This window comes from Morganella morganii, assembly GCF_041099235.1.
GTDB classification, from domain to species: domain Bacteria; phylum Pseudomonadota; class Gammaproteobacteria; order Enterobacterales; family Enterobacteriaceae; genus Morganella; species Morganella morganii_E.
The window spans coordinates 400450-421577 of record NZ_JBFZSO010000003.1 but is presented as its reverse complement, the minus strand read 5'-3'; the positions used below and the strand labels follow the sequence as shown (position 1 = coordinate 421577).

The window sequence follows — 21128 nt, the reverse complement described above, 5'->3', positions numbered from 1 at the left end:
AACCAGGGGAGAATTCCATGGCTGATTTAGATGATATCCGTGACGGCAAAGACTTCGGGCTTAATACGCCGCAAAAAAACACCCTTTATACCCTCAAAGGCTGCGGTTCGCTGGATTGGGGTATGCAATCGCGTCTGGCCCGTATTTTTAATCCGCAGGATAATAAAACGGTCATGCTGGCCTTTGACCACGGCTATTTCCAGGGGCCGACCACCGGCCTTGAGCGGATTGATATTAATATCGCCCCGCTTTTTGAGCATACCGATGTCCTGATGTGTACACGCGGGATCCTGCGTGCACAGGTGCCGGTCGCGACCAACAAACCGGTAGTGCTGCGGGCATCCGGCGCTAACTCCATCCTGACCGAACTCTCCAACGAAGCGGTTGCGGTGGCGATGGATGATGCAGTTCGCCTGAATGTGGCGGCGGTTGCGGCCCAGGTCTATATCGGCACCGAACATGAACACCAGTCCATCAAAAACATCATCAAAATGGTGGATGCGGGGATGCGTGTCGGTATGCCGGTAATGGCAGTGACCGGGGTGGGTAAAGATATGGCACGTGATCAGCGTTATTTCTCGCTCGCCAGCCGTATTGCTGCGGAAATGGGTGCCAATATCATCAAAACCTACTTTGTTGAAGACGGTTTTGAGCGTATCACCGCCGGTTGTCCGGTGCCGATTGTCATTGCAGGCGGTAAAAAACTGTCGGAAAACGAAGCACTCGATATGTGTTTCCGCGCTATTGACCAGGGCGCATCCGGGGTGGATATGGGCCGGAATATCTTCCAGTCCGAAGACCCTGTCGCCATGATGAAAGCGATCCGTGCCGTTGTGCATGGGGGTGAGAGTGCTGCACAGGCTTATCAGTTGTTCCTGAGTGAAAAGAACAAGGGGTAAATTTTGAACGTAACATTAGTGGAAATTAATGTGAAACCCGGCAAAGTGGACGAGTTTATTGCCGTTTTCCGTGAAAACCATCTGGGATCGGTAAAAGAGCCCGGTAACCTGCGTTTTGATGTATTACAGGACCCGGAAGTGGAAACCCGCTTTTATATCTATGAAGCCTATGCCGATGATGCGGCCGTGGCGGCACATAAGAAAACCCCGCACTATTTACAGTGTGTGGAAAAGCTGGAAGACCTGATGACCGGTCCGCGTAAGAAAACCGTCTTTATCGGGCTGATGCCGGAAGTGAAATAAGCGTACCGTCTTTATTCCGTTAAGTGACCGCATAACGGCGGTCACTTTTTTGTATTGATTATTCATTGTTTCATTATTATGGATGGTTATTTATCTTGTTTGCTTTTATCTTCCCCGGAGGATCGGATTAATAAAACATAATACGCATGCTCAAAATTGCATTCAAAAATAATAAGCATGTGTTTTTTAATCTATCTCATATTTCCCTTCTGACATAAATTCAGGCTCGACCCATTTGGGTCCTTTCATATAAAGGCCGCCTTTCTCTCCTCCGCACATTATTTTTTCTTCATTCAGAAGCCGGTGCGTTTCGCGGAGAATCATAATATTACACGCATCATATTTATCCGGGCCATTATGAAGATAAAAAAAACGATCTATTGCCGGGTAAATAAGACCGCTTTCACGCCTGGCAACCAGAAACAGGATAACATCTTCCATCGATTCATTTTTTACCATTTCATTGTAATTAATCACCTTACACCTCAATCATCATATGTTGAAAATAGCGCCTCTGCTGTATACAGTAATGTATCATCTGAACTCAATTGATAATCTTCCAATGTAGCCGTATGTGTATTATTCCAAACCTCCCCTCCATTCTCAGGTCGTACCCCATCTTTTATGCCCAGATTCCGGTAACGCTCCAGCTCACGGATTTCATGAGTATAAAACCGCTTATCTGTATCAGTCGCCGGAAACGTTCCTGTAAGAATATATTCCAGCCGTTCAAGCATAATGTCATTATCAGCACTACTTCCAAAACGGCTGATATGTAATCTTACCTTGTCTACTCCCTCACGGTCTATTACCGCAATCCGCCAGTCAAGTACTTCAATTGGTCCGCCAGCCCGCTCAGTATGGTAGTTACGTCCGCTGAATTTACCTTTGGCATTGGTTTCACCATAAGGACTGCTGAGCATAATATATACAGGTTTCAGCCCGCTGCCATCAGGGAATACCAGAATAAAATCAGTAAAGGATATATCATCCGGCAACGGGAAACCGGTATTCATCGGTGTTACCGGTATTTCCACCGATGTTCCTGTATGGAAAGGAAATTTCAGCTCAGGAATGGATGTTCCTCCCGGAAATCCGGGCGGTATTGGCGGATTAACAGGGTTGATCAGAATAGTCGCGGAAGATGGCAGAGACGCTTTATATACACCGGTAATACTATCTTTTACTACGTTAATAACCTGGATTTTCCCGCGACGATATCGGCGAACATCAAAAACGACCACAAATTTTTCGGTATTTTTGTCACGAATCCATAGACCACGACAATCCCTTTCGGCAAAACCATTCGATATTTTTATATTACCGGCAGGAACGGCTACCGCCATTTGCCCTGCAATACTGCTCGTCTGCATTATTACGGCGGAATGATACTCCGCAGTACTATCCTCTGAATCATTCCTGTCCGGTTTTTTACCCGTCAGATAATCATGGAATAAAGGCTTTTCTTCATTTTGTTGCGAAATAATTCCGCTGCCTTTCACAGAAATCTGAAGTCCCCCGGTTTTATTTCCGTCAATCAGAAATGTATCCGGATTTTCAATCAGCGATATCAGTCTTTTTTCAAAATGACGGGTACGGTGAAACCACTCAGGCCCGGCAACAATCATTGCCAGATGACGCTCAGCTCTGTTCTTTTGTATCTCTGCCCGTATAAAATTACGTTCTGCGATTTTATGCCGGTTGATAATATCAAAATGTCTGTCGATATCCTGCTGAATTTGCTCTGCATATTTTCTTTCCAAATATCCGGAATGCGAAGCTGCTCTCCGGTAATATGCAAGCTTTTTCATATAAGTTCCCAGGTCAATTTCCCGGTAATTTTTGCGATCCGATATAGCTTTTTTTCGTAATTCCGTGGTGTTATTCAGTTCAGTTTCTGCTGATTGATATGCTATCCGTGCCGCTTCAACCGGAAATTGTTCCTGCCAGAGTCGGATGGTATTTTCAGATTCAATATCTTCAAATAATGGTAATTGTGACAGGAACAGATAAACAGGTTCATGTTCACCAGAAAAATCAATAATGGCGTGGTGTGTCTTAATCTCCGGACTTGCCGGAATAAAATGTTTCACCGACGGGGTAAGATTTACCTGTTCCGGTTTGACAATAATACTTTTTACATTATTCATTACTGTGATTCGAACAGGGGGCGCATCCTGAATTATATTGATATCATACACATCGGGAATATCCGTTTTCTCTGCTTTAATAACCGGAATTATTTTATTTTTTACCGGTGTAATTACCGTAGTATGCTTCCCTGCCTGCTCATTGATGACCAGGGATACAATAACGTCTGCCGGTACCGATTTTTTCCCTGCAAAAATTTCTGATGAAATACCGGTGACAAGAGTTGCCGGTAGTGTGGTCAGAATATAAGGATCATCATCACCCTCTCCATAGCTATTATCATGATAGTATATAACCAAAGGTTCTTTTGCGATTGATGACGGCATTAATATTCCGGCAATTCCCAGCACCCTGCCAGCAATCGGAAGAACAGTTTCTAATGCCAGTAATAAATAGGATTTTATTGGTGCAACAATAGCGGAGATATTACGCATATCAAGAATGAATTTCAGGGTGTTTTGCTGCGGATACATTAATACTGCAAGACCAGCGTGTGCCGTATGTAAATAAGGCTCATCCATATGCAGAGTATCTTCTCCCGTTGATTCTGTATCCGGATAATCTGAATTTACTGTTATTTCTCCTAAATCAATTGAGTTCCCCGGGAATGGGTAAATATCCGGGGAATACGATATCGGAGGTAAATCAGAGAATGGGTCTCCTCCGGTTCTTCTGCCACCGAACCTGCCGGGGTCATAATGATAAATATCTCCGTATGGTGTATGACTTATCCCCCAGTCATGCTCAAATTCGGAAAATTTCAGATAATCCTGTTTTTCGTAATAAGTATTACTTATTTTATCAATACCCCGTTTTTTTCTCATCATTCCTTTTTCCTTTCTTAATTCACTTATGTTCTTTCGGAACATGTTGGTTATGATGAGTTTATGAAGTGATTTCTCTGCTGTAATTTTGTTAAAAAAACAGGGTTCTGTTAATTCTGAAAGCGATTCTTTTTACTTAATTTCATGGGGATAATTTTTATGACGGATAAAACTGATTTTTGATTGTCTGGTTGCCTGAACGGAATAAGTCCCTTACCATCGGAATAAATACATCAGGATTTAGGGCTTTCGGGATAAGTCATGAAAAAACTCACAGTAACCTGCTCAGTTCTGCCTTTGGCGCTGTTTTCCGCTGTTTTCGCCCTGCCGTCTTATGCCGCAGAAACTGACTGCCAGCCGATGTCTGAACAGACCCGGCTCAATCATATGAGGATGATGGGACTTTCTTACCTGAACGGACCGGTAAAATCATCCTCCATGGTCACCGACAGCGATCAGCAGGACAGCGATGTCAGGATATTTTCCGTCAGTAATGTGACACTGTCACCCTGCGGGCAGATCACTCACTATGATTTCATCCGCAGAAGTATGCAATACGGCATGACCTTTGATATACAGGTCACCGGGGCTGAAACCGCTGATGCCATCAGTATGGAATACCGTTTTTCCTCAGACGAAGTCGGCCGGAAAAAAGAGCGCCCGACCATCAGCCGGATTATCCTGCTCAAAGATGCACAACAGGTGATTACCGGCTACCGGACAGAGAATTTTATTGAGGGCAACAGCACTATCCTGACCGAAAACGGCACTGTGGAATACCGCGATGGCAATATACATTCCGTAGTGATAGACGGCGAAGTTCTCGCCAAACCCTACAGTATGAACTTTGAATATGACAGTGCCGGCCGGATAACCCGTATTTACACCACGCCGACCCTTCTCAGTAATTACCATTTTACCTACAATGAGAAAGGCGGCCTGGATAAAGGAACAGAAAGAACGGAATCGATCGGGATCGTCACCGGTAATGATATTCAGTGCACGGAATGGGATACCTATCAAAACTGCACCGCAGGGCTCTGGCTCCGGCATATTAACGGTGAACCAGCCGGTGAAGTACCTTTCCGTACCACTTATGAGTATTACAGTGATAAATAACAGCAGAAGACAATCAGCATAATCGTATTACCCGGTTTTATCGGGTAATACCTGTTCTTTGCTTCGCTGCTGCCGGCGATGACAATATGCCAGAATAACCAATATCAGGTAAATGGCCGGTTCCGGTGTATCTGTCTTCGCAGCCAGAATATAGTGCGTAATCACAATGAACAGCAGCGGATACAGCAGATTATGGATCCGTTTCCACCACCGGCCTGATAAGCTGCGTATCCGGTCAGACGATGTCACCGCCATCAGGCACAGAATTAACCAGCCTGCCGCACCGAGATTAAGATAAAACCGGGACACTATCTCACTGAAAAAGAGCGCCGTATTTTCTGCACCTATTTCAAGAAAAAAATAACTGGCCAGATGCAGCGTTGCCCAGAAAAAACACCATAATCCGAGTAATTTCCTCACCTGATACAAACTGTTCAGCTTAAAATAAAAAGCGATCACCGGTATCACTGCGATAATAATCACTAAACGAAGTGCCGTAATACCGGTGAAATGCTGAATATCTTTTGCCGGGTCCGCCCCCAGCGCGCCGTAATTAACAGCATAAATAAGCCATACCAGCGGTAATCCTGCCGTCAGATGAAAAAAGAGATTAACAAACGGGTAGCGGAATAGTTTCATCATCAGAAATATCTCCGCAGATCCATCCCTTTATATAATTCTGCCACGTCTTCTGCATAACCGTTAAACAGTAATGTCGGCTGCCGTGTTGTCCGGCCTAATCCTCCGGAGCCGATAAACCGTTCTGTGGCCTGTGACCAGCGCGGATGATCAACCTGCGGGTTTACATTGGCATAAAAACCATATTCACGGGGTGCTGAAAGATTCCATGTGGTCGGCGGCTCAGATTCTGTCAGACGAATTTTAACAATAGATTTTATGCCTTTAAAACCATATTTCCACGGAACCACCAGCCGGACAGGCGCACCATTTTGTTTCGGCAGTTCCTTGCCATAAACACCTGTCGCCATCAGTGTCAGCGGGTGAAGCGCTTCATCCAGGCGTAATCCTTCAATATACGGATACTGAAGCCCGCCACCGGTAAAACGGCTCTTTTGACCCGGCATTTGTTCCGGGGCGTACACCGTTTCAAAAGCGACATATTTCGCTTTGCTGTTCGGTTCCGCTGATAATAATAAATCTCTCAGAGGAAAACCGACCCACGGAATAACCATTGACCATGCTTCCACACAGCGCATTCGGTAAATACGCTCTTCGGCCTGAAATTTATGGCGGATCTCATCGGCATTTAATACCAGAGGCCGGTTAACTTCCCCTTCAACCGTCAGTGTCCATTCATCCGTTTTCAGGGTATATGCATTTTCAGCCGGGTCCGATTTATTCAGGCCGAATTCATAAAAATTATTGTAACCGGTCACCTTATCCTCCGGCGTTAATGCCAGAGCGGACTGATACTTTTCAGGTTTTGTATAACTGAGGTCTTTTAAGATTGTCTCCGGAACGCCGGGCTTATCATCCCCGGAAAACCACGAAAACAGACCGGCGCTGGCTGACGTGCTGACCATTAATCCGGCCGTACCGGCACCTAATAATTTAAGCAGATTCCTGCGTTTCATCATAAAAACAGATTCCGGCGTAATCTCAGACGATCGTATTATTTTTTTCATGATGAGTCCCTGTATTCAACAATCACGGTAATAACATTCCGGCACTGTTATACCGCATAATCTGAATTTTAAGCTGACAGGACGATGACAAATTTGTCATGAAGGGGACGGAATATCCGGAAAAATTAAGGTTACCCTGTTATATGAGCCGGTACGTTCAAATCTGACCTCACCTGAATGCAATTCTGTTATTGCCTGAACAATCGATAAGCCCAACCCGCTTCCTTCTGACGTTCTCGCATTATCCCCGCGCCAGAAACGGGTAAAGACCTGTTCACTGTTTGCCACAACATCACCTTTATTCATCACTGAAATGACGGTGCTGCCATGATTATTTTCTGCACAGGCAATAACCTCCGTATTTTCATATGAATATTTAACCGCGTTTGACACAACATTGACCATAATCTGCATCAGCAATACTCTGTCTGCTGACACCGTCACATCCGGTATTTTGTTCACTAACCGGATATTTCTCTCATCGGCATAAAATGCCAGTAATTCATAAATATCCTCAACCAGCTCAGAAACAACGATGGTCTCCCGCTTAAGATTAATATTTTTATTCTCTGCTCTGGCGATAAACAGAATATTTTGTATTATTTTTGCCAGTTTATCCAGTTCCTCTGTATTACTGGCGATAATCGCTTCATATTCATCCGCAGTGCGCGTTTTTTGTAATGTGATTTCATTCTGAATTTTAATGGCATTAATGGGTGTTCTTAGTTCATGCGCTAAATCATCCGCAAGTTGTGTCAGCCGGACAAAATCATTTTTCAGCCGTGAGCGCATGATATTCAGCGAATCACCCAGGCTTTTCAGTTCATCCGGTAACCGGCTGATATCCACCGTCTGTCCCAGAGCGTGCAGATCTGTTTTCGCGGTGATCCGGCTGAGACGGGCAATATCCTGCAATCCCCGGCGGATAAGCCATATACTGAAGACGGCCATCAGGAGAATAGCAATAACGGAAACAATCAGACTTTGCTGTAAATATCCGCGTAAAACACTGCTGCGATCAACCGAACGCTTTGCCAGCGTGACATATAATTTCCCTTCGGGAGCCTGAATCTCAAAATTAACCACGGAAACCGGCATGTTATCATCCGTATTCTGGTATGAGATTGAAGGCGTTTCCTGATTATCCGGATAATTAAGTTTGTCCCGGGTATTCAGGGTTATCTCCGGGTTGGTATCCACAATAACGTGATTATCAGAATCTGCTATCTTAATAACGTCCTGCCGCATATCCATCATCCGCCGGAAATAAACAGGTAACGATTTAATATCAATACCACTGACAATCAGTTTAGCCAGTTGATCAGCACGGTTAATCAGAATGTCATCATCTTTTGAAGCAAGTTCATTTTTCAGCGAATGATAAAGGATCAGTGTGACAAAACCTGCGTTTGCCACCATCAGCAACATAAATAATGATACAATTTTAAATCTCAGTGAGCGTATTTTCATCATTCCGATCCGTTCAGGCGGTATCCCGTTCCCCGGACAGTTTCAATTAATTTATGATCATGCCCGTCATCTATTTTTTTTCTGAGCCGCCGGACAGCCACATCGACAATATTAGTGTCACTCTCAAAATTCATACCCCATACCTCACCGGCAATCAGTGTTCTGGGCAGGATCTCTCCGGAATGCAGCGCAAAAAAAAGTAACAATGAATATTCCTGACGTGTCAGCGATATTTTTACACCTCCCCGCTGTACATCATGACGGGTAAGATCAATGCTGAGATCGGCGATGTCAATCACTTTGGAAGACGGCTGAGAAGTACGCAGCTGATTCCGGACTCTTGCCAGTAATTCGGAGAATGAAAACGGTTTAACCAGATAATCATTCGCGCCCAGCTCCAGCCCTTTTACCCGGTCGGCAACCGCATCCCTGGCTGTCAGACAAATAACCGGCACCATTTTGGCGGTTCTCAATATTCTCAGCACTTCCCAGCCATCCATACCGGGCAACATAATATCAAGAATAACCAGCCGGTAATTGTTCTCCAGAGCAAGATACAACCCGTCTCTGCCATCTGCTGTGATATCAACAATAAATCCGGCTTCTTCTAATCCCTTTTTAACCCAGCTGCCGGTCTTTTCATGATCTTCAATCAGTAATATTTTCATTTTTATAATCCGGAATTTTACCTGGAACATCCTGTATCAGTGTATTTTAATTCCGGACATAAAAAAACAGCAGACCAGTGCCACGTACCGAATGTGGCACCTCTGACCCGTTATCTGAATTTATAATGTCAGAATCCGTTCTGCTATCAGCGACATTAACTCGTCCGCCTGTACATCGGTGACTATCGTAGTATTGATATGTGGTTCATCGATACGGCACCGGTTTTCATCACCCTTCTGCACATCAGGTACAATTGCATGGCTGAAGCCGGAAAGCCTGCGCGATTCATACTCAATTTCAACATGTCCGTCAATGCCTGAGAAAATATCCGGCCGGACTAAATACGCAATCACACAGGGGTCATGCAGGAAAGGATCCGATTCCGCATAGCCGCGTGCCATCTGTGCAGCGGCAACAGCAATGGCATTCCCCTGCTCCAATACCCCGCACAATCCCGCCCGGATATCCGCCTTATGGGTCACATCCAGCCCCAGCATGGTAATATGCGCCGCGCTGTCAAAAACGATGTGTGCCGCATGCGGATCAACATAGAAATTAAATTCCGCGGCAGGCGTGATATTTCCCCGGCGGAATGCCGCACCACCCATCAGGACAATATCTTTCACATTATCTCTGAGCCTTGGTTCTTTCAGCATCGCCATCGCAATATTGGTCAGTGGTGCTGTCGGGCACAGTGTGACTTCGCCGGGATTGGACATCACGGTATCAATAATAAAATCCACCGCGTGTTTTTCTGAATAACGGTAAGGGGATTGCGGTAATTCCACCCCCGCCAGACCGTCACTGCCGTGCACGGCTGTTTTGTTTCCCCGGCGGGACAGCAGAGGACGCCCGCAGCCTCTGGCCAGCGGTATATCCGGCCGTGATGCCAGCGCAAGGATCCTGCGCGCATTTTCATGGACTTTATCCAGCTCCACATTACCGGCAACAGTTGTGACCCCCAGCAGCTCAATTTCAGGTGAAGCCAGTGCCAGCAGAATCGCAACAGCATCATCCACACCCGGGTCACAATCCATAATAATTTTCGTCATACAATTTCTCCTCTGATCACGCATATGATGTACGGAACCATAATACAGGCTTAACTCTGCCCGGAAAAAATACCGGCCATTGTTGCAGACAGACAACTGACCAGCGTTGAGCCGGCAACCAGCCGGAACGTATTTGCGGCTATCATTTTTCCGTGTTTTTTACTGATCGCGGACACACAGCCGATAATCATTCCCACAGAGCCGAAATTCGCAAATGAAATCAGAAATACTGATATAATTGTTTCTGTTCTCGGGCTGATATCCTGTATTTTTATATAATCAATCATTGCCACAAATTCATTAGCCAGTACCTTTGTGGCAATAATTTGTCCGAACCGGACACTGTCTTCCCACGGCACACCCAATATAAAAGCAAGCGGTGAAAAAATATAACCGAGGATGCCCTGAAACGTTATCCCTGCAATCTGTAAAAACACATCATTCAGTAAGCTGATTAATGCAATAAAGCCGAGAATAATAGGAACTATAGCCAGGATAAGTTTAAAGCCATCCTGCATATGTTCGGTGATAACCTCAAAGAAACTGTGCCGTTCATTGTTCACACCGGAAAAATCCTCCGGAATTTCAACCGGATCGCCGGGGTTAATAATAGAAACGATAACAAACGTACTGAAAAAATTCAGACACACGCCGATAATAACAAACTGCGGCGATATCATTTGTGTATAAGCACCCAGTATTGCAATGTCAACAGTTGATAAAGAACATGCCGCAATAGTATACATCTGTGGTTTTGTCAGATTGGGTATATATTCTTTTATCGATACATAAACTGCCATCATACCCACAGCAACAGAGCTGACAGCGGAAAAGGATTCAAGTTTACCGACTTTCGCTATTTTATTAATCAGATAGCCGATAGTGATGATAATCAGCCTGAGAATACCGAAATATTTTAAGATCCCGATAACAGCACAAATAAATACCAGCGGCATCAGTGCGGCAATAACAAATATTACGGGTTTTTTAGTAGTGATATCCCCGAATACAAAATCGATACCCTTGTTAGCATGATGGATAAGATATTCAATTCCGCCGGAGGCAGTATGAAGTATTGCCAGCCCGGCAGACGTATGCAGAAGTGCATAAGCCACTGCTCCTTCCAGCAATAATAATACGATTATCGGAACACACTTTCGTTTGATATCACCGGCCTTAAAACTGATTGAGGCTGCTGCAATAAAAATCACGAAAAGGCTGATGATGAAAATAAAATACTTCATAAAAACCTCTGCCCTGTATTATATTAATCGTTTGGGTTATTCAGGTTATATTCCCTTACATACAGTCCTTTTTCAGTCTGATACCGACGCTGTTTGCGGATGGCATAGATGACGCACCTTTTCGCTCAACCGCCAGTGATGCATAGGCAACCGCAAATTTAATGGCTTCATCCATACTTCTGCCTTCCACCAGTCCGGCCGCCAGTGAGCCCGTAAAAGCATCACCGGCCCCGCTGGTATCAACCACTGACGCATTGATGGAGCGGTAATGTTTCATCGTTGTGCCGTTAAAATACAGTGCTCCGTTGTCACCGAGTGTCATGACGATTTCTTTCACGCCCAGGCTGTGTATAACTCTGATAGCCTGTTCCGCAGAACGGAGATCACTGATTTTAATTCCTGAAATAAGCTCTGCTTCTGTTCCGTTGGGTGTTAATAAATCCACTGAAGATAAGTGAGACATAATATTTTCTGAATACGGTGCCGGATTCAGAATCACATAGCAGCCACACATTTTTGCTATATCAATAGCAAAACGGGTAATATCAATATTATTTTCCAGCTGGGTAAGAAATACCTTCGCAGACTTAAGATTATTAATATCTGACAGTATTTCTGCTTTCGTTATCGTGGCATTAGCTCCCTGATCGATAATAATACGATTATTTCCTGTAAGACTTTCAACCATCACCAGTGCACTGCCGGTTTTTACACTAATATCCTTAATCAGGGTATATGTTCCTGTTTTGGTAGTACTGAAATATTTTTCCGCATCAGCTCCGAATGAATCATCACCGACCTTAACAAAAAGATGTACACGGCTGTTTATTTCTGATGCTGCAGCAGCCTGATTTGCACCCTTTCCTCCCGGATAAAAACCGGTTGATATTGCCCGGATTGTTTCACCAACAGACGGAAACCGTTCAACTTCAGTCACCACATCCAGATTAAATGACCCGAGGATGTATAATAAGCATTTATCTTCGTGTCTTTTTCCTCTGTTTTTCTTTTCACCTTCAATATTAAAAACCCTGGTTTCGTTAATCGTCCGTTTTATTACATCTCCTGCCTCAATTTTCTGTAATCTCACACCGCCGTGAAACTTAACTGCCACACCTGATAATTGTAATTCATCGATATAGCGTCTTATTGTTCTTTCAGATACATGCAGCAGTGCACTGAGTTCTTTTACATAAATAACGTTATTTTTAATTAATCGCTCTCTGATAAATGCAAGACTGTTTTTTTTCTTCATACAGTTCCTCATTTTTTTAAGATTAGTGTTTTTTCCCGTTTATTCTGCCTGAGCCATCACGTTTCCTGTCCGGATTCGGACAATTTTCTGTCCGGTTTTGTCAGCAGTAAATTCTTTAACCGGAAAATAAATAATAAAACGGAAATTAATCTGTATGATTGGTCAGATGATATATGATACGTGTTTATACGTATGTATCAGTATGGCCGAAGATGACCGGAAAGGAAGGTTATTTTTGACTGGCATAAAAAAATCCGGAAATAACACGGTATTTCCGGATTCTGATATGACACAGGGTCAGCACGCTGATCCCTCACTGCCGGTGACAATCAGGCAAACTTAATCATCACCATACCCAGCAGAAGCAGAATAATCCCGCTCCAGCCTTTGTAATTGAGGCGCTGGTTAAACAGGATCCAGCCTGCAGCCACTGTCGCCACAATACCGAATGCTCCCCACAATGCATACGCAACGGAAAGCTCGATACCGCGGACCGCCAGCGCCAGACAACTGAACGCCCCCAATACCGCCAGCAGCGATAAAATACCCAGCCACAGACGTTTAAAGCCGTTTGACATTTTCAGCAGGATATTCGCCAGAATCTCCAGTACCACGGCCAGCAGTAAAAAGGCACCGTGCCACCATTCAAATGTCGATAACATATTACGCCCCTTTCAGCATCTCATTCAGTGGCGCACGAACCGGTTTGGCAGCAGGCTGCTTTTTCTGCACTTTTTTGGTGCCGTATTTAATCAGGGTGATACCCGCGATTAACAGTGCCAGACCGCCCAGTTTCAGCGGTGACAGAGATTCATGGAACCACATCACGCTGAACGTGGTGATGATCAGGATCCCGATCCCTTCCCACAGCGCATAAGCCACCCCGAGGGCCACTTTCTTCACTGCCATGGATAATAAAATATAAGAAGAGGCAATCATGATATACATCACAATCATCCCCGCACTGCCGCCGGAGACACTCGCGTATTTCATCGACAATGTACCGATCACCTCGGTAATAATGGCTAAGCCTAAAAACATCCAGTAAATCATAGTTATTTCTCCTGATGGACAACGCATACAGGTTTACACCGCAGAACAGACTGTTTGCGTGACCGGGTGCGTTTATCGCGAAACGAAAACGTTAAATGTAACGATGTAACCAAAAACGCAGGCGCGCTTGGTTCGTCAGACGAAAAGAGAAATAGCTATAACTCGCCGTACCAGTAGTGTTCGCTTGATACGATAGCGGAAAGGAAAAGTACATGGGTAGAACGTCGGATTTTAATCCTGCTACTACTGTCGCTTTGCATGATGTCTTATTCTTTTGTCTGTCCCCGGACAGGGTGACAACAATGAAAGAATCCTCCGGTTATTAATATTCATATTATTTTTAGCACAAGTAACACAGTTCAGCAATGGTGCGATGAATTATTTTTAAGTAAATAATTTTATTTTTTAGGCAGTTATAAAAAATGACCACCTTCTTATTCAGAAGATGGTCATAATTACGCAAATATTGAACCGGTTAACTACCTTTACTGATACCGCAGATGGATAATTATTCCACTTCGTTCCAGGCATGGCCGTCACGGGCCATCATGGCGATAGAGGCTATCGGCCCCCAGCTGCCTGCCTGATACGGTTTCGGCGGTTCATTATCCATTGCCCAGGCGTGCATAATAGAATCCACCCATTTCCAGGCTTCCTCCACCTCATCACGGCGGACAAACAGTGCCTGAATACCGCGCATGGCTTCCAGCAGCAGACGTTCATAGGCATCCGCAATATGTGTCTGGTTGAACGTTTCCGAGAAACTCAGATCCAGCTTGGTGGTTTGCAGACGGTGCTTATGATCCAGCCCCGGCGCTTTGTTCAGCACTTCGATATCAATACCTTCGTCCGGCTGCAGACGGATAGTCAGTTTATTCGGCGGCAGATGCTGATAGGTTTCATTGAAGATATTCAGGGACGGCTGTTTGAAATACACCACCACTTCCGAACATTTCGACGGCATCCGTTTCCCGGTACGCAGATAGAACGGCACACCGGACCAGCGCCAGTCGTCGATATCCGCGCGGATAGCGACAAACGTTTCGGTCTGGCTGACGGTATTCGCGCCCTCTTCATCCAGATAACCCGGCACTTTTTCGCCGTGAACAAAGCCTGCGGTATATTGCCCGCGCACGGTTTTTTCACGGACATTCGTGATATCAATGGTCCGCAGTGAACGCAATACCTTCACTTTCTCATCACGGATTCGGTCACTGGTCAGGTCATCCGGCGGTGACATCGCAATCATCGTCAGGATTTGCAGCAGATGGCTCTGCACCATATCCCGCATCTGCCCGGCTTTATCGAAATAGCCCCAGCGTCCTTCAATTCCCACTTCTTCCGCCACCGTGATCTGGACATGGTCGATGGTGCGGTTATCCCAGTTATTCACAAACAGGGAGTTGGCAAAACGCAGCGCCAGCAGGTTCAGTACCGTTTCTTTGCCGAGATAATGGTCGATACGGTAAATCTGGCTCTCTTTAAAGTATTTCGCCACTTCGGTATTGATCGCCTGTGATGAGGCCAGATCATTACCCAGTGGTTTTTCCATCACCACACGGCTCGGCTCTTTATTCAGATGCGCTTCGCCCAGCCCTTTGCACATGGCGCTGAAGGTTCCCGGCGGCATAGCGAAATAGTAAACGGCGGTATTTTTGTTTTCCGCAATAATATTGGCGAGGTTTTTGAAATGAGAGGTCTCATTCACATCGAGATTACAAAACAGCAGACGGGCACTGAATCGCTCCCAAAGCACCGGATCCAATTGCTCGTTAAGGAACGTATTGAACGCATCCTCAACAAATTTCTGATACTCCTCACGGGACCAGTCCGCACGGCCTGCCCCGATAATCCGCGTATCCGGATGAATATTACCGGCTTTTTCCAGCTGATATAAAGACGGGAGTAACTTGCGGCGTGCGAGGTCGCCTTTGGTACCGAAAATGACTAAATCACAGGCGGGAACCGTTGCTGTCAGCGCCATAGAAAACCTCTCCTCGTGGCTGTGGAATTGTAATTTTGTTACAGAGATAACGAATAATGTACTCGTTTGCGCCCGGCCAGTAAACATAAATGCGGGTTACCGCACATTCTGACAGGTCTCTGTCGCCGCGTTTTCTGTGTGCTGTTTTGTAATTTAATTACTTTTTTGATGCAAACTTACTAAAATGAAAATCAGACACAGCTCAAACTTTCAAAAAAAAGCCGGATCCGGGGAGATTTCCCCTCTGCTTTGCCCGGGCTTACGTAGTATATTTTCAAAAAATGAGGGTGGCCGGTGTGTCACACAGATCAATATAAAAGGCACAGTGGTATGAATATTTTAGACCGTCTCCGTAACAGTCTGGATTACCTGAGTAAATCGGAAAAAAAAGTTGCAGAGACGATCCTCGGCGCCCCGCAGATAGCTATTCATTCCAGTATCGCCACACTCGCCAAAATGGCGGATGTCAGTGAGCCGACCGTTAACCGGTTCTGCCGCCGTCTGGACACCAAAGGTTTTCCGGATTTCAAACTGCTGCTGGCACAGAGCCTGGCAAACGGTACTCCGTATGTCAGCCGTAATGTGGATGAAAATGATTCCGTCGAGGCATACACCGGTAAAATTTTTGAATCCGCTATGGCCGGCCTGGATGCGGTCAGAAGCACCCTCGATATGCTGACCATCAACCGCGCCGTGGATTGCCTGACACAAGCCCGGAAAATCGCCTTTTTCGGCCTGGGTGCTTCTGCGGCGGTCGCCCATGATGCAATGAATAAATTCTTCCGTTTCAATATCCCGGTGATTTATTCCGACGATGTCGTAATGCAGCGCATGAGTTGCATTAACAGCACCGAAGGTGATGTGGTGGTTTTAATTTCCCACACCGGCCGGACAAAAAACCTGGTTGAAATTGCCCGTATCGCCCGTGAAAATGACGCCACCGTGCTCGCCATCACCTCCGAGAACTCCCCGCTTGCGGCGGAAGCCACTCTCACCATCATTCTTAATGTGCCGGAAGACACCGATATTTATATGCCGATGATCTCCCGTCTGGCACAGCTGACGATTATTGATGTCCTCGCCACCGGTTTTACCCTGCGCCGCGGCCCCAAATTCCGCGATAACCTGCGCCGGGTCAAAGAAGCCCTGAAAGACTCCCGAATCGATAAACTCCGTTGATTTTTAACCATTTGTGTCAATTTGACACATTTCCTGCTGCCGGGTGTAATGACCATCACGAATTAGTAATATAACGGATGGTAGGATAACGTCTGACTCACTGTTTTGCGTTTGCTGACTCGATTTTTATTTTAAATACGCGATAATCAGACAGGAGTGAATCGATTTTACACTTTCCTGCCGGGAGCGATTTTCCCGGCGGGGAGTTTTTATCAACACCATTTCACCTTATTCAGGTCAACGGAGTAATTTATGTCAATACGCCTCAGAAGAACGAAAATCGTAACGACCCTGGGCCCCGCCACCGATCGTGATAACAATCTTGAAAAAATCATCCGTGCCGGTGCCAATGTGGTTCGTATGAACTTTTCTCACGGCAGCCCGGACGATCACGTTGAACGTGCGAATAAAGTCCGTGAAATCGCTGCCCGCCTCGGCGTGCAGGTGGCTATCCTGGGTGATCTCCAGGGGCCGAAAATCCGTGTGTCCACCTTTAAAGACAATAAAATTCTGCTGAATGTCGGCGATAAATTTATTCTGGATGCAGAGCTGGGCAAAGGCGAAGGCACCAATGAGCACGTCGGGATCGACTATAAAAAGCTGCCGGAAGATGTGGTGACGGATGACATTCTGTTACTCGATGATGGCCGTGTGCAGCTGAAAGTGCTGGATGTCAAAGGCACTAAAATCATGACCGAAGTGACTGTCGGTGGTTTGCTTTCTAATAATAAAGGTATCAACAAACTCGGCGGCGGGTTATCTGCCGATGCGCTGACAGAAAAAGATAAAGAAGATATCAAAACTGCAGCCCGTATTAATGTTGATTACCTTGCTGTCTCCTTCCCGCGCAGCGCGGAAGATCTGCATTATGCCCGCCGTCTCGCCCGTGACGCCGGTTGTGAGGCGATGATTGTCTCCAAAGTCGAACGTGCCGAAGCGGTCGCCACTGATCAGGTGATGGATGAAATCATTCTCGCATCCGATGTGGTAATGGTCGCGCGTGGTGACCTCGGTGTTGAAATCGGCGATCCGGAGCTGGTCGGCGTCCAGAAAAAGCTGATTCGTCGTAGTCGTCAACTGAATCGTGTCGTGATCACAGCAACCCAGATGATGGAATCCATGATCACTAATCCGATGCCGACCCGTGCGGAAGTGATGGACGTGGCAAACGCCGTGCTTGATGGCACCGATGCCGTGATGCTCTCTGCAGAAACGGCGGCTGGTCAGTATCCGGCGGAAACCGTGGAAGCGATGGCTCGGGTTTGCCTGGGTGCGGAGAAAATGCCGAATGTGAATATCTCCAAACACCGTCTGGACATGACCTTCGACAATCCGGAAGAAGCAATCGCGATGTCCACCATGTACGCGGCAAACCACCTCAACGGCGTGAAAGCGATTATTGCCATGACCGAGTCCGGCCGTACCGCACGTATGATGTCCCGCATCAGCTCCGGCCTGCCGATTTTCGCCATGTCCCGCCATGAAAAAACCCTGAACCAGTGCTCACTGTACCGTGGTGTCACCCCGGTATTCTGCAGCACCCACACCGATGGCCTGGCCGCAGTCACCGAAGCTATCAGCCGCCTGAAAGAAAAAGGCTACCTGTTCACCGGTGACCTGGTCATGGTCACTCAGGGCGACCAGATGGGTCTGGTCGGCAGCACCAATACCAGCCGTATTCTTGAAGTGAAGTGATTTGCTTCAGATAAAACTGAAACCGCCTGCCGGATGACGGGCGGTTTTTTGTTTTAATGCCCCGTCTCAGGGCAATTCTTTGTGTTTATAGATTTTATACGGCTCTTCTTCGCCGTCCTTGCGGGTTTTCAGCAGTTTCAGAATCCAGGTGTATTGTTCTATATTCGGGCGTACCAGCGCTTCCACTTCTTCGTTCATGCGGCGGGCGATATACGGGTCGTCCTGACCGTCAATATCATCCATCGGCGGGCGGACGTGGATATGGAACTGGTGATTTTTATGATCGTACACCGGAAACAGCGGGACAATCGCCGCTTTGCAGACTTTCATCAGCCGCCCGATAGCAGGCAGTGTGGCTTTATAGGTGCTGAAGAACGGCACAAACTCACTGTGTTCTTCGCCGTGATCCTGATCCGGCAGATAATAACCGCTGTAACCATTACGCACACTGGCAATAAACGGTTTGATACCGGCTTCGCGGGAATGCAGGCGACCACCGAAGTGAACGCGGGCTTTATTCCACAGGTAATCCGCCACCGGGTTTTTCTGGTGATGGAACATACCCGCCACTTTGTTGCCCTGCGCGGCAAACAACATAGCCGGTAAATCAATCGCCCAGCCGTGCGGCACCATAAAGATGATATTGCGCCCTTCTGCCTGCAATGCGTCAATAATGTCCTGCCCGTGAACCTGTGTGCGGGAAATCACCCGCTGCGGATTGCGCAGACACAATTCTGCCAGCATCACAAAGGCGTGTGGTGCACTGGCAAACATCTCATCCGTGATCCTTTCCCGCTCCGCTTTCGGCATATCCGGGAAACAGTAATACAGATTGATCAGTGCCCGGCGGCGTCCGCCTTTGGCAAAACGTCCGGCTATCCGGCCCACACCGGCCAGCATCGGATCACGTAATTTAACCGGCAGGTAGCTCAGACCGGCCAGTGCGCCTGCCGCAGCCCACATGCCCCAGTATTTCGGATGCAGGTAATGGCGGTGAAATGTCGGGATATAGCCCGCTTTGCTGTCTGTATCGTTTTCTTTATACACAGAGGGATACCCGTATTAAATTAAGCTTATTTATCATGATATTATAAATACCGTGATCTATTATTATTGATTATCTGAACTCAGAAGTACATTAAAATTCTGCATTCTGAAAATGCGCCGGACGGGCTTTTTCATACCCGTCCGGAGAAATGAGAGGATTAATCAAGTGTCAGCTGAGGACGGTACTGTTTGACCAGTGCCAGATAGCCGGTGCGGTCTTTGCCGGTCAGCCCGCCGGAACGCGGCAGTTTTGCTGTCAGCGGGTTCACCGCCTGTTGGCCGTTCCAGACTTCAAAGTGCAGATGCGGCCCGGTGGAACGCCCGGTGTTACCGGATAACCCGACTTTATCACCGCGCTTCACTTTCTGGCCCGGTTTGACCAGCAGTTTGCGCATGTGCATATAACGGGTGGTGAACTGACGGCCGTGACGGATAGCCACAAAATTGCCCGCTGCACCGCTGAATTTTGCCACAACCACTTCCCCGTCACCGACTGCCAGCACCGGTGTACCAACAGGCATAGCGAAATCCACCCCTTTATGCGGGGCAACGCGCCCGGTGACCGGGTTTACACGGCGCGGATTAAAGTGTGAGGAAACACGGAATTGTCTGGCGGTCGGAAAACGCAGGAAGCCGCGCTCCAGCCCGTCGCCTTTGGCATCATAAAAACGGCCGTCTTCGGCGCGGAATGCATAATAATCACGTCCGTTAGTATGCAGACGCACAGCCAGCATCTGACTCTGTTCCTGTTTGCCGTCCAGCATTTCACGGGAAGTCAGTACAGTGAAGCGATCGCCGTTTTTCACTTTACGGACATCCACCTGCCACTGTAACGCCTTGGAAATATCACGCACTTCACTGCGGGTCAGTCCCGCTTTTGATGCACTGGCATTCAGGCTGCCGCTGACTTTGCCGGTCAGGCGTTTAGTCTGCCATTCGCCTTCGCGCATCTCTTTGGTTTCTTTGAATCCGTTGCCGCTGCGGACATAGGTGCGGGTTTCACGGCGGTTCACCGCCCAGCTCAGGGATTTCAGTTCGCCGTCGTCATTCAGTTCCCAGGCGAGGGTCTGGCCGATTTGCAGGTTACGTAACCCTTTGTACTGATTGGATAATAAGGCCACATCAGAGGAATCTATCCCGTACTGCGTCAGGATGGCAGACAGGCTGTCGCCGCTGGCAACAGTGTATTCAAGTGATGTCGGGATAACGGTGTCAGTCGGGGAGGCTTCGTCGATATCATCAGACTCTTTAGCGAGACCTTCATCCGGCAGCTGATCGCTGCTGTCGGTGATAATATCGTCGGTATCAGTATCCGTGCCGGTTCCTGCCTGCGTGCCGGAGGTGTCAGCAGGTGGCGCAAAATCAGTTTCAATATATTGTTCGTTATCAGCATTCCGCTCATGATATACAGCAAACGGGTGCCAGACAGCGACACCCAGTGTTGCGGCAGTTAACATCCCCAGCATCATGCGATGCGCTTTGGGTAACTGGTTGTATACCAGAACGGCGGATTTTGCCAGTTGCTGCAATTGCACGCG

General features: G+C 46.9%; 19 protein-coding genes. 5 read left to right on the top strand and 14 right to left on the bottom strand.

Annotated elements, in window-relative coordinates:
• The first annotated feature begins 17 nt into the window (after positions 1–17).
• Both lsrF and lsrG read left to right on the top strand, forming a co-directional pair.
• Positions 18–899 carry a 3-hydroxy-5-phosphonooxypentane-2,4-dione thiolase gene (lsrF, locus tag AB7038_RS08080; RefSeq protein WP_369453078.1) on the top strand — a complete coding sequence of 294 codons (882 nt, stop codon included), beginning with the start codon at positions 18–20 and terminating at the stop codon, positions 897–899.
• 3 nt (positions 900–902) lie between these two features.
• Positions 903–1202 carry a (4S)-4-hydroxy-5-phosphonooxypentane-2,3-dione isomerase gene (lsrG, locus tag AB7038_RS08075; RefSeq protein ID WP_004239424.1) on the top strand — a complete coding sequence of 100 codons (300 nt, stop codon included), beginning with the start codon at positions 903–905 and terminating at the stop codon, positions 1200–1202.
• Between the two features lie 186 nt (positions 1203–1388).
• Here lsrG and AB7038_RS08070 read toward each other — a convergent pair whose 3' ends face one another.
• Positions 1389–1679 carry a hypothetical protein gene (locus tag AB7038_RS08070; RefSeq protein ID WP_369453077.1) on the bottom strand — a complete coding sequence of 97 codons (291 nt, stop codon included), beginning with the start codon at positions 1677–1679 and terminating at the stop codon, positions 1389–1391.
• Positions 1680–1687: 8 nt separating this feature from the next.
• Positions 1688–4180 carry a colicin-like bacteriocin tRNase domain-containing protein gene (locus AB7038_RS08065; RefSeq protein ID WP_369453076.1) on the bottom strand — a complete coding sequence of 831 codons (2493 nt, stop codon included), beginning with the start codon at positions 4178–4180 and terminating at the stop codon, positions 1688–1690.
• A gap of 258 nt (positions 4181–4438) precedes the next feature.
• On the opposite strand from AB7038_RS08065, the gene AB7038_RS08060 reads away from it, so the two are divergent.
• Positions 4439–5296 carry a hypothetical protein gene (locus AB7038_RS08060; protein WP_368888418.1) on the top strand — a complete coding sequence of 286 codons (858 nt, stop codon included), beginning with the start codon at positions 4439–4441 and terminating at the stop codon, positions 5294–5296.
• Positions 5297–5323: 27 nt separating this feature from the next.
• On the opposite strand, the gene AB7038_RS08055 is transcribed toward AB7038_RS08060, so the two are convergent.
• The 10 genes from AB7038_RS08055 to zwf all read right to left on the bottom strand — a co-directional run bounded on the left by AB7038_RS08055 (position 5324) and on the right by zwf (position 15669).
• On the bottom strand, positions 5324–5938 hold the full coding sequence (locus tag AB7038_RS08055; protein WP_369453075.1) for a sulfite oxidase heme-binding subunit YedZ: 615 nt from the start codon (positions 5936–5938) through the stop codon (positions 5324–5326).
• Positions 5938–6942 (bottom strand): protein-methionine-sulfoxide reductase catalytic subunit MsrP, encoded by a 1005-nt coding sequence (gene msrP / locus AB7038_RS08050; RefSeq protein ID WP_108657136.1) that lies wholly within the window; start codon positions 6940–6942, stop codon positions 5938–5940. The genes AB7038_RS08055 and msrP overlap by 1 nt, the downstream gene beginning before the upstream one ends.
• 96 nt (positions 6943–7038) lie before the next feature.
• Positions 7039–8415 (bottom strand): ATP-binding protein, encoded by a 1377-nt coding sequence (locus AB7038_RS08045; protein ID WP_368888420.1) that lies wholly within the window; start codon positions 8413–8415, stop codon positions 7039–7041.
• On the bottom strand, positions 8412–9080 hold the full coding sequence (locus tag AB7038_RS08040) for a heavy metal response regulator transcription factor (RefSeq protein WP_368888421.1): 669 nt from the start codon (positions 9078–9080) through the stop codon (positions 8412–8414). The genes AB7038_RS08045 and AB7038_RS08040 overlap by 4 nt, the downstream gene beginning before the upstream one ends.
• A gap of 120 nt (positions 9081–9200) precedes the next feature.
• Complete coding sequence (locus tag AB7038_RS08035) at positions 9201–10133, bottom strand: nucleoside hydrolase (RefSeq protein ID WP_368888422.1); 933 nt, start codon at positions 10131–10133, stop codon at positions 9201–9203.
• A 50-nt stretch (positions 10134–10183) separates the two neighbouring features.
• Complete coding sequence (locus AB7038_RS08030) at positions 10184–11377, bottom strand: NupC/NupG family nucleoside CNT transporter (RefSeq protein WP_368888423.1); 1194 nt, start codon at positions 11375–11377, stop codon at positions 10184–10186.
• Between the two features lie 55 nt (positions 11378–11432).
• Positions 11433–12632 (bottom strand): PfkB family carbohydrate kinase, encoded by a 1200-nt coding sequence (locus AB7038_RS08025; protein ID WP_369453074.1) that lies wholly within the window; start codon positions 12630–12632, stop codon positions 11433–11435.
• 329 nt (positions 12633–12961) lie between these two features.
• Positions 12962–13294: a multidrug/spermidine efflux SMR transporter subunit MdtI gene (gene mdtI, locus AB7038_RS08020; protein WP_004237484.1), complete on the bottom strand. Its 333-nt coding sequence runs from the start codon at positions 13292–13294 to the stop codon at positions 12962–12964.
• A gap of 1 nt (position 13295) precedes the next feature.
• On the bottom strand, positions 13296–13685 hold the full coding sequence (gene mdtJ, locus AB7038_RS08015) for a multidrug/spermidine efflux SMR transporter subunit MdtJ (RefSeq protein WP_004239441.1): 390 nt from the start codon (positions 13683–13685) through the stop codon (positions 13296–13298).
• A 508-nt stretch (positions 13686–14193) separates the two neighbouring features.
• Positions 14194–15669: a glucose-6-phosphate dehydrogenase gene (gene zwf, locus AB7038_RS08010; RefSeq protein WP_368888425.1), complete on the bottom strand. Its 1476-nt coding sequence runs from the start codon at positions 15667–15669 to the stop codon at positions 14194–14196.
• Between the two features lie 330 nt (positions 15670–15999).
• On the opposite strand from zwf, the gene AB7038_RS08005 reads away from it, so the two are divergent.
• On the top strand, positions 16000–16848 hold the full coding sequence (locus AB7038_RS08005; RefSeq protein ID WP_141178266.1) for a MurR/RpiR family transcriptional regulator: 849 nt from the start codon (positions 16000–16002) through the stop codon (positions 16846–16848).
• Between the two features lie 252 nt (positions 16849–17100).
• Positions 17101–18543 carry a pyruvate kinase gene (pyk, locus tag AB7038_RS08000; protein ID WP_368888426.1) on the top strand — a complete coding sequence of 481 codons (1443 nt, stop codon included), beginning with the start codon at positions 17101–17103 and terminating at the stop codon, positions 18541–18543.
• Positions 18544–18609: 66 nt separating this feature from the next.
• On the opposite strand, the gene lpxM is transcribed toward pyk, so the two are convergent.
• Positions 18610–19590: a lauroyl-Kdo(2)-lipid IV(A) myristoyltransferase gene (gene lpxM / locus AB7038_RS07995; RefSeq protein WP_368888427.1), complete on the bottom strand. Its 981-nt coding sequence runs from the start codon at positions 19588–19590 to the stop codon at positions 18610–18612.
• A 158-nt stretch (positions 19591–19748) separates the two neighbouring features.
• Entirely contained in the window at positions 19749–21119 is a 1371-nt protein-coding gene (gene mepM / locus AB7038_RS07990; RefSeq protein ID WP_072868777.1) for a murein DD-endopeptidase MepM, read from the bottom strand.
• Positions 21120–21128 lie beyond the last annotated feature (9 nt).

Coding starts and splice junctions, on each gene's coding strand:
- AB7038_RS08065 (WP_369453076.1), bottom strand. CDS start 4,180: ATGATGAGAAAAAAACGGGGTATTGATAAAATAAGTAATACTTATTAC.
- AB7038_RS08025 (WP_369453074.1), bottom strand. CDS start 12,632: ATGAAGAAAAAAAACAGTCTTGCATTTATCAGAGAGCGATTAATTAAA.
- AB7038_RS08060 (WP_368888418.1), top strand. CDS start 4,439: ATGAAAAAACTCACAGTAACCTGCTCAGTTCTGCCTTTGGCGCTGTTT.
- msrP (WP_108657136.1), bottom strand. CDS start 6,942: ATGAAAAAAATAATACGATCGTCTGAGATTACGCCGGAATCTGTTTTT.
- lsrF (WP_369453078.1), top strand. CDS start 18: ATGGCTGATTTAGATGATATCCGTGACGGCAAAGACTTCGGGCTTAAT.
- AB7038_RS08045 (WP_368888420.1), bottom strand. CDS start 8,415: ATGATGAAAATACGCTCACTGAGATTTAAAATTGTATCATTATTTATG.
- AB7038_RS08030 (WP_368888423.1), bottom strand. CDS start 11,377: ATGAAGTATTTTATTTTCATCATCAGCCTTTTCGTGATTTTTATTGCA.
- AB7038_RS08040 (WP_368888421.1), bottom strand. CDS start 9,080: ATGAAAATATTACTGATTGAAGATCATGAAAAGACCGGCAGCTGGGTT.
- AB7038_RS08035 (WP_368888422.1), bottom strand. CDS start 10,133: ATGACGAAAATTATTATGGATTGTGACCCGGGTGTGGATGATGCTGTT.
- pyk (WP_368888426.1), top strand. CDS start 17,101: ATGTCAATACGCCTCAGAAGAACGAAAATCGTAACGACCCTGGGCCCC.
- mdtI (WP_004237484.1), bottom strand. CDS start 13,294: ATGTTATCGACATTTGAATGGTGGCACGGTGCCTTTTTACTGCTGGCC.
- mdtJ (WP_004239441.1), bottom strand. CDS start 13,685: ATGATTTACTGGATGTTTTTAGGCTTAGCCATTATTACCGAGGTGATC.
- zwf (WP_368888425.1), bottom strand. CDS start 15,669: ATGGCGCTGACAGCAACGGTTCCCGCCTGTGATTTAGTCATTTTCGGT.
- AB7038_RS08055 (WP_369453075.1), bottom strand. CDS start 5,938: ATGATGAAACTATTCCGCTACCCGTTTGTTAATCTCTTTTTTCATCTG.
- AB7038_RS08005 (WP_141178266.1), top strand. CDS start 16,000: ATGAATATTTTAGACCGTCTCCGTAACAGTCTGGATTACCTGAGTAAA.